7 protein-coding genes are annotated in these 8,174 nt (G+C 68.2%); 4 read left to right on the top strand and 3 right to left on the bottom strand.

Features of this window, described 5'->3' with window-relative positions; all coding sequences use genetic code 11:
• Nucleotides 1–144 precede the first annotated feature (144 nt).
• Both raiA and secA read left to right on the top strand, forming a co-directional pair.
• Complete coding sequence (gene raiA, locus Q0A34_RS03205) at nucleotides 145–825, top strand: ribosome-associated translation inhibitor RaiA (RefSeq protein WP_291478400.1); 681 nt, start codon at nucleotides 145–147, stop codon at nucleotides 823–825.
• A 256-nt stretch (nucleotides 826–1,081) separates the two neighbouring features.
• Nucleotides 1,082–3,727 carry a preprotein translocase subunit SecA gene (gene secA, locus Q0A34_RS03200; protein WP_291478398.1) on the top strand — a complete coding sequence of 882 codons (2,646 nt, stop codon included), beginning with the start codon at nucleotides 1,082–1,084 and terminating at the stop codon, nucleotides 3,725–3,727.
• Nucleotides 3,728–3,775: 48 nt separating this feature from the next.
• On the opposite strand, the gene Q0A34_RS03195 is transcribed toward secA, so the two are convergent.
• Nucleotides 3,776–4,324, bottom strand: coding sequence for an Rv3235 family protein (locus tag Q0A34_RS03195; RefSeq protein ID WP_291478396.1), 549 nt, complete (start codon nucleotides 4,322–4,324; stop codon nucleotides 3,776–3,778).
• A gap of 40 nt (nucleotides 4,325–4,364) precedes the next feature.
• Between Q0A34_RS03195 and Q0A34_RS03190 the strand changes: the two genes are divergently transcribed.
• Entirely contained in the window at nucleotides 4,365–4,775 is a 411-nt protein-coding gene (locus Q0A34_RS03190; protein ID WP_291478394.1) for an HAD-IA family hydrolase, read from the top strand.
• 1 nt (nucleotide 4,776) lies between these two features.
• The gene (locus tag Q0A34_RS03185) at nucleotides 4,777–5,283 is read left to right on the top strand and encodes a hypothetical protein (RefSeq protein WP_291478392.1); all 507 of its coding nucleotides are present in this window, start codon (nucleotides 4,777–4,779) and stop codon (nucleotides 5,281–5,283) included.
• A 102-nt stretch (nucleotides 5,284–5,385) separates the two neighbouring features.
• Here the strand turns inward: Q0A34_RS03185 and katG are convergent, their stop codons facing one another.
• Together katG and Q0A34_RS03175 are read right to left on the bottom strand one after the other, a co-directional pair.
• The gene (katG, locus tag Q0A34_RS03180; RefSeq protein WP_291478391.1) at nucleotides 5,386–7,668 is read right to left on the bottom strand and encodes a catalase/peroxidase HPI; all 2,283 of its coding nucleotides are present in this window, start codon (nucleotides 7,666–7,668) and stop codon (nucleotides 5,386–5,388) included.
• Nucleotides 7,661–8,152 carry a transcriptional repressor gene (locus Q0A34_RS03175; RefSeq protein WP_291478389.1) on the bottom strand — a complete coding sequence of 164 codons (492 nt, stop codon included), beginning with the start codon at nucleotides 8,150–8,152 and terminating at the stop codon, nucleotides 7,661–7,663. The genes katG and Q0A34_RS03175 overlap by 8 nt, the downstream gene beginning before the upstream one ends.
• Nucleotides 8,153–8,174 lie beyond the last annotated feature (22 nt).

Genomic DNA, 8,174 nt, shown 5'->3' with positions numbered 1-8,174 from the left:
GGTCAGCGGGGGCACGGGTGGTGCGGGCCGGCCCCGGCGCCGCCTGAACGTCGGTACTATCGGGAGGGAAGATGTCGCCAACAGGTCGTCGGTGGACAATCCCGTTCACCGGTGGCAGGCGGCGTGGAGACCGGGAGGATGAGTATGACCGTCCAGAACCAGCAGGACATCACGGCAGAGGGTGCTGCTCCGGAGGCGCAGGTGGAGATCACCGGCCGCAACGTGGAGATTCCCGAGCACTTCGCAGAGCGGGTGAACGCGAAGCTCGCCAAGGTCGAACGGCTCGATCCGACCCTCACCTACTTCCATGTGGAGCTCCAGCACGAGCGCAACCCGCGCCGTGCGGACGAGTCCGACCGCATCCAGATCACCGCCACCGGCAAGGGGCACATCGCCCGTGCGGAGGCGAAGGAGGATTCCTTCTACGCCGCACTGGAGTCGGCCATCGCCAAGATGGAGCGGTCCCTGCGCAAGGTCAAGGCACGCCGCAAGATCTCGCGGTCCGGGCATCGTGCCCCGGTCTCCGTCGGGGAGGCCACGGCCGACCTCGTCCAGGAGGCGGAGCAGGAGGCTGCGGAACAGCCGGGTCCCTTCGACGTCGACCCCTACGCCGAGCAGTTCCAGCCCGGCCGGATCGTCCGTGAGAAGGAGCACCCGGCCACCCCGATCAGTGTGGATGACGCGCTGAGCGAGATGGAGCTGGTGGGCCACGACTTCTACCTGTTCGTCAACGAGGCGACCGGTCGCCCGTCGGTGGTGTACCGCCGACGTGCCTACGACTACGGTCTGATCGCCCTGACCGGCGGTGCCGAGGACGGGGAGTAGCGGACGGCAGGACCTGTACCGTCCGGCCGGTCGGCGGCCCCGGGGACACCACGTCCCCGGGGCCGCCGACCGCGTTGTGCCGTCGGTGCCGCAGGTGTCGTCGGCACCTACGGTGTCTTCTGCTGTGCAAGGCGCGGTGGCGGAGGTAGACTGAAAGCTTGATCTCGCACGGGTGCCCGGGTACCCGTTCAAGACCCCGAGCAACAACGCCAGCAAGAACCCACAGGTGCAACACAAGGTAAGGGACGAATAGCACGTGCTAGGACTTTCGAAGATTCTCCGCCTCGGTGAAGGCCGCGCCGTCAAGCGACTGTCCGCGATCGCGGACCAGGTCATCGCCAAGGAGGACGAGTACGCCGCCCTCTCGGACGAGGAACTGCAGGGCAAGACCGCTGAATTCCGCGCACGTCTCGAGAAGGGGGAGAGCCTCGACGACATCCTCCTCGAGGCCTTCGCCACGGCACGTGAGGCGTCGTGGCGCGTGCTGGGGCAGAAGCACTACAAGGTGCAGGTCATGGGTGGTGCAGCCCTGCACTGGGGGTATGTCGCGGAGATGAAGACCGGTGAGGGCAAGACCTTGACCTGTGTGCTCCCGGCATACCTCAACGGCCTGTCGGGCAAGGGTGTCCACGTCGTCACCGTCAACGACTACCTCGCACGCCGTGACTCGGAGTGGATGGGCCGTGTCCACCGTTTCCTCGGCCTGGAGACGGACGTCATCCTGTCGGGCAAGCGTCCGGCGGACCGGCGCAAGGCCTACGCCGCGGACATCACCTACGGGACGAACAACGAGTTCGGTTTCGACTACCTGCGTGACAACATGGCCCACTCCCTGGACGACCTGGTCCAGCGGCGGGACTCCAGCCACAACTACGCCATCGTCGACGAGGTCGACTCCATCCTCATCGACGAGGCTCGTACCCCGTTGATCATCTCCGGCCCGGTGTCCGGCTCCTCCCAGTGGTTCACCGCCTTCGCCCGGATCGTGCCGAAGATGACCCTGGACATCCACTACGAGGTCGATCCGAAGAAGAAGACCGTGGGTGTGAAGGAGGAGGGCGTGGAGTTCGTCGAGGACCAGCTCGGCATCGACAACCTCTACTCCCCGGAGCATTCCCAGCTGGTCAGCTACCTGAACAACGCCATCAAGGCCAAGGAGCTGTTCACCAAGGACAAGGACTACATCGTCCGCAAGGGTGAGGTCGTCATCGTCGACGAGTTCACCGGCCGCATCCTTGACGGGCGCCGCTACAACGAGGGCATGCACCAGGCCATCGAGGCGAAGGAGGGTGTGGAGATCAAGAACGAGAACCAGACCCTCGCCACGGTGACCCTGCAGAACTACTTCCGCCTCTACGACAAGTTGGCCGGTATGACCGGTACGGCCGAGACCGAGGCCGCGGAGCTGAAGTCGATCTACAAGCTCGACGTGGCGTCGATCCCCACCAACAAGCCGAACCAGCGCCACGACCACATCGACCTGGTGTACAAGACCCAGGAGGCGAAGTTCGAGGCCGTGGCCGACGACATCGCCGAGCGTGTCGAGAAGGGCCAGCCGGTCCTCGTCGGCACCACCTCCGTGGAGCGGTCCGAGTACCTGTCGAAGCTCCTGCAGGCGCGGCACATCCGGCACAACGTCCTCAACGCCAAGCAGCACGAGAAGGAGGCCGAGTTCGTGGCCCAGGCGGGCCGTCTCGGCGCCGTCACGGTGGCGACGAACATGGCCGGCCGTGGTACCGACATCGTGCTCGGCGGCAACCCCGACATCATCTGCGACCTCACCCTGCGTGAGCGTGGGCTCGACCCGGTCGAGGACCCCGAGGCGTACCAGGAGGCCTGGGACGAGGAGATCGTCAAGGCCCGCCGGAAGTCGAAGGAGGAGGCCGAGAAGGTCTGCGAGGTCGGCGGACTGTACGTGCTGGCCACCGAGCGCCACGAGTCACGGCGTATCGACAACCAGCTGCGTGGCCGTTCGGCCCGTCAGGGAGACCCGGGTGAGACCCGTTTCTACCTGTCGATGCGTGACGACCTGATGACCCGTTTCGTCGGTCAGACCATGGAGAACCTCATGACCCGGCTCAATGTGCCGGACGACATGCCGATCGACTCCAAGATGGTCACCAACGCGATCAAGGGTGCGCAGGCCCAGGTGGAGAACTCGAACTTCGAGATGCGCAAGAACGTGCTCAAGTACGACGAGGTCCTCAACGAGCAGCGCAAGGTCATCTACCGGGAGCGTCGTCAGATTCTCGAGGGCGAGGACATCGCCGACAACGTCCGCGCGATGATGGACGACACCATCGCGGCCTACGTCGACGGCGCGACCGCCGAAGGCTACGTGGAGGACTGGGACCTCGATGAACTGTGGTCGGCGCTGGACGCCCTCTACGGTCCGTCGGTGTCCTACACCGAACTGATCGACGGTTCGGAGTACGGTTCCCCCGGCGAGCTCACCGCCTCCCAGCTGCTCCGCGCACTGCAGGAGGACGCACACAAGCTCTACGACGAGCTGGAGGAGTCGGTCACCTCGGTCGGCGGCGAGGACCAGATGCGCGGCATGGAGCGCGGCGTGGTGCTCAACGTCGTCGACCAGAAGTGGCGCGAGCACCTCTACGAGATGGACTACCTCAAGGAGGGCATCGGCCTGCGGGCCATGGCGCAGCGCGACCCGCTGGTCGAGTACCAGCGTGAGGGCGGTGACATGTTCGGCCGGATGAACGACGGCATCAAGGAGGAGACGATCCGTCAGCTCTTCCTGGTGCGAAAGCAGCTCCGGCAGCAGAAGGCTGAACAGGGCGGGCCGCAGGACGGTCCCCTGAACATCGACGACCCGGCTGACACCCGCACCTCGCAGGAGCAGGAGCAGCAGAAGTCGGTGCCGAAGACGATCATCGGCGGGTAGGCCCGCCGACCGCCGGTGCACGTCGACCGGCCGGTGGGCGGACCGGGGTCAGATCAGCGTGAGCGTCTCGATGCGCCAGCGCCCGTCGTAGCGGGCGAGGTGTCCGGCGACCGCCCGTACCCGGTCACCGTGGGCCACACTGGCGGTGAACGTGAGCCGCTCCGGGTGCGTGGGCGGCAGGTGCACGCTCAGCACCCGTGACACCGGCCGGGGGGAGGTGTCGCCCGGCGACGGGCGGGAGTCGCGGATCCGGCCCCGCAGGTCGTCGGAGACCCGGGGCGAGAACGGGCCTTTCCTGAGCACGGAGACCGGACGCCGGCCGTCGAGCACCTCCAGCCAGACCCCGACCAGCATCCCGACGCGGGCCCGGACCGCCGGCGCAGTGCGTCCGTCGGTGGCCGGCGGCGGATCCGCCGCCACTGCGGTGTCTGAGGTGCTCGTGGCCCCGGTGGAGGGTGCGTCGGCGGGGGAGCGGACCCCGCGCGTGGCCACCGGCCCCGGACGGCGCAGGTAGACCAGTCCCGGCACCGCCTCGTAGCGCGTCCTCGCCGGTGACGCAGGTGTCTTTTCCTCGGTGTTCCCCGGTACAGCCCCCATGCTCGACGATGATAGCGGTCAGCGTGGCACAATGTGAGTTATGCGAGCATTGATTGTGGACTACTGTGGCGTCCTCGACGGAGCGGAGGAGGACCGCCGTCGCTGGCGCAAGGTCCTCACCGCGGCCAGGGACGCCGGCTACGGAACGGCGATCCTCTCGAACGACCCGGGTGGCCCCGGTGCGGACCCGATCCGCACCTGGGAGGAGGCCGGCTACGTCGACACCGTGGTCCTGTCCGGGGAGGTCGGTGTGGACAAGCCGGACCCGGAGATCTTCATGATCACCGCGGACCGGCTCGGCGTCGACGTGAGTGACTGCATCCTGGTCGACGACTCGATCCTCAACGTCAAGGGTGCGGTGGAGTCCGGCCTGATCGGCGTGTACTACCAGCAGTTCGACCGGGCGATCGTGGAGATCTCCGGGCTGCTCGGACTCGAAGGGACGTACTAGGATGCGAGTCTTCGTACCGGCGACCTTCGGCATGCTCGGGACCCTCGCACGCGAGGGGAGGATGCCGGTGCGTTCGGGTGTCGGGTTCGCGCTCACCCCGGCGCTGCGGGAGTTCTACACCGCGGGGGACGACGAGGAGATCTCCTACGCGGCCTTCCTCGAGGCCGCCCGGGCGTCCCTGCGGCTGCTGGGGATCGGCGACGAGGACCGTTTCCCGCACCGTCGGGTCGTGGCCTCCTTCGAGCTGGACGACGCCACGGTCACCCCGGAGCCGGAGAAGGGTGAGTCCGTCGTCCGGTTGAGTTCACCGGTGGTCTCGGTGGACGACCTGGTGGCGATCCACGTGGACGACGAGGGCAATGAGCCGGCCACCGCGGCGGCGATCGAGGCCGTCGACGCCGCCGACCTGGGGGACCAGGACGCGGAGATCACGCTCGGTGACTGCGAGGACAACCTGATGAGCTGGTACGACTCCCGTGAACTCGGGGTCCTCGTCGACCTGATGTAGGTCGGCGGACGACCGACGTGCGAAACGGGTCCGCCCCCACCGGAGAACCGGTGGGGGCGGACCCGTTCACTGCGCGGGCGTCACAGCGCCCCGCAGGGCGTGTCAGCGGTGCAGGTCGAAGCGGTCGGCCTCGGTGACCTTGGTCCACGCGGCGACGAAGTCGGCGAGGAACTTGTCCGCGGCGTCGTCGCTGGCGTACACCTCGGCCTGGGCACGCAGCTCGGAGTTCGAGGCGAAGACCAGGTCCGCCCTGGTGCCGGTCCACTTCTCCTCGCCGGTCTCACCGTCGGTGCAGCGGAAGACGGTGGCGTTCCCGTCCACGGCGACCCAGTCGTTGCCGAGCTCCAGCAGGTTGACGAAGAAGTCGTTGCTGAGCACGCCCGGCCGGTCGGTGAGGACACCGTGGTCGGAGGAACCGTGGGTGGCGCCGAGAGCGCGCAGGCCACCGACCAGGACGGTCATCTGCGGGGCGGTGAGGCCCAGCAGGTCGGCCTTGTCGACGAGCAGGTGCTCGGCGGGGACGTCCAGGTCGGAGGCCTGGTAGTTGCGGAAGCCGTCCGCCCGGGGCTCCAGGTAGGCGAAGGACTCGACGTCCGTCTGCTCCTGGGAGGCGTCCACGCGTCCCGGGGTGAACGGGACGGTCACCGGAGTGCCGGCGTCGGCGGCGGCCTTCTCGATGGCGGCGTTGCCCGCCAGGACGATCAGGTCAGCCAGGGACAGGTGCCGTGGGGCGTTGTTCTCGTTGAAGTCGGTGCGGATCGACTCCAGCGTGGACAGCACCTCGGCGAGCTGGGCCGGCTCATTGGCCTCCCAGCTGCGCTGCGGCTCGAGACGGATCCGGGCGCCGTTGGCGCCACCGCGGAAGTCGGTGCCGCGGTAGGTGGACGCGGAGGCCCAGGCGGTCTTCACCAGGCGGGACACACCGAGACCGGAGTCCAGGACCTTGCCCTTGAGCGACTCGATGTCGGCGGAGGTGAGACCCTCGCCCTCGGGCTCGGGCAGCGGGTCCTGCCACAGGAGGTCCTCGGAGGGGACCTCGGGGCCGATGTACCGGGACTTCGGGCCCATGTCACGGTGGGTGAGCTTGAACCAGGCGCGGGCGAAGGCGTCGCTGAGGGCCTCCTGGTCGTCCTTGAAACGACGCGAGATCTTCTCGTACGCGGGGTCGACGCGCAGGGAGATGTCGGTGGTCAGCATGCGCGGCTCACGCCGGCCGTCCGAGTGCGCCATGGGGACCATGTCGGCGCCGCCGCCGTCCTTCGGACGCCAGTGGAAGTGACCGCCCTCGCCCTTGGTGAGCTCCCACTCGTAGGCGAAGAGGATGTGGAAGAACTCGTTGTCCCAGCGGGTGGGGTGGTAGGTCCAGGTGACCTCCAGGCCGGAGGTGATCTGGTCGTCGCCCTTGCCCTCGCCGTGGTGGTTCTCCCAGCCCAGGCCCTGGCGCTCCAACGGTGCGGCCTCGGGGTCCGGGCCCACGTTCTCCTCGTTGTCGGGCGCGGCGCCGTGGGTCTTGCCGAAGGTGTGGCCGCCGGCGATCAGGGCGACGGTCTCCTCGTCGTTCATCCCCATGCGGCCGAAGGTCTCGCGGATGTCGTGCGCGGCGGCGGCCGGGTCGGGGGTGCCTTCCGGACCCTCCGGGTTGACGTAGATGAGGCCCATGGTGGTGGCGCCGAAGGGCTTCTGCAGCTCACGGGAGGTCTCGTTGGTGCCGGCGTAGCGGGCGTCCGTACCGAGCCAGTCGGTCTCCGAACCCCAGTAGACGTCCTCCGGCTCCCACACGTCCTCGCGGCCACCACTGAAGCCGAAGGTCTCGAAGCCCATGGACTCCAGGGCCACGTTGCCGGCCAGGATCATCAGGTCACCCCAGGAGAGGTTCTGGCCGTACTTCTTCTTCACCGGCCACAGCACGCGGCGGGCCTTGTCCAGGCCGACGTTGTCGGGCCAGCTGTTCAGCGGTGCGAAGCGCTGCTGGCCGGCGCCGCCGCCACCACGTCCGTCCTGCGAGCGGTAGGTGCCGGCGGAGTGCCACGCCATGCGGATGATCAGGGGACCGTAGTGGCCGAAGTCCGCCGGCCACCACGACTGCGAGGTGGTCAGGACCTCCTCGATGTCCTTCTTGACCTCGGCGAGGTCGAGACGGCTGAAGGCTTCGGCGTAGTCGAAGTCCGCCGAGGTCGGGCGGATCTCCTGCGGGTTGTGCGCCAGCAGCCGCAGGTTCAGCCGCTTGGGCCACCAACGCTGGTTCGCGTTGCCCTCGGTGGGCAGCGGCAGGCGGGCGCCCTGGGCCTCGCCGCGCTCGGCCTGGGACTCCTGCGGCGCGTGGCCGCCCTGGGGCGTGGAGCCGCCGCCGTGGGCGACAGGGCAACCGGACATCGGGTCAGTCATGGATCTTCTCCTGGGTGTGAGTCGGGGTGTGGGTCGGGGTGTGGGTGTTCTCGTCGGTCGCGCAGTCCTCGCAGACGGCGCGGAACATGACGTCCGCCGCGAGCACGGTGTGCATACCGTGCCCCTCGGCGGGGGTCAGGCAGGGGGCGTGGCCGATGACGCACTCGACGTCCTCGAGCCGGCCGCACACCACACACTGGATGTGGTGGTGGTTGTCCTCCGCGTTGGTCTCGAAACGTGCGGCACCCGCGCCGGGGAGGTCGATGCGGCGGAGGAGTCCGCGTGCGCTCAGATCGTTGACCACGTTGTGGACGGACTGCATGGACACCGTGGGCAGCTCCCCGCTGATCCCGGCGTGGACCTGTGCGGCGGTGCTGTGGGGGTGGTCATGCAGGTACCGCAGGGCGGCGACGCGGCCCGGTGTGGCCCGGAGCCCCAGCTGCCGCACCTGCTCGGCCCAGGATGCTGTCGGATCTGTGCGCATGACACCACCGTACCGACAGATT

This window comes from Corynebacterium sp. (genome assembly GCF_022712195.1).
Lineage (GTDB): Bacteria > Actinomycetota > Actinomycetes > Mycobacteriales > Mycobacteriaceae > Corynebacterium.
This window is presented reverse-complemented; position numbering and strand designations above follow the sequence as displayed.

Coding starts and splice junctions, on each gene's coding strand:
- raiA (WP_291478400.1), top strand. CDS start 145: ATGACCGTCCAGAACCAGCAGGACATCACGGCAGAGGGTGCTGCTCCG.
- Q0A34_RS03195 (WP_291478396.1), bottom strand. CDS start 4,324: ATGGGGGCTGTACCGGGGAACACCGAGGAAAAGACACCTGCGTCACCG.
- Q0A34_RS03190 (WP_291478394.1), top strand. CDS start 4,365: ATGCGAGCATTGATTGTGGACTACTGTGGCGTCCTCGACGGAGCGGAG.
- Q0A34_RS03185 (WP_291478392.1), top strand. CDS start 4,777: ATGCGAGTCTTCGTACCGGCGACCTTCGGCATGCTCGGGACCCTCGCA.
- katG (WP_291478391.1), bottom strand. CDS start 7,668: ATGACTGACCCGATGTCCGGTTGCCCTGTCGCCCACGGCGGCGGCTCC.
- Q0A34_RS03175 (WP_291478389.1), bottom strand. CDS start 8,152: ATGCGCACAGATCCGACAGCATCCTGGGCCGAGCAGGTGCGGCAGCTG.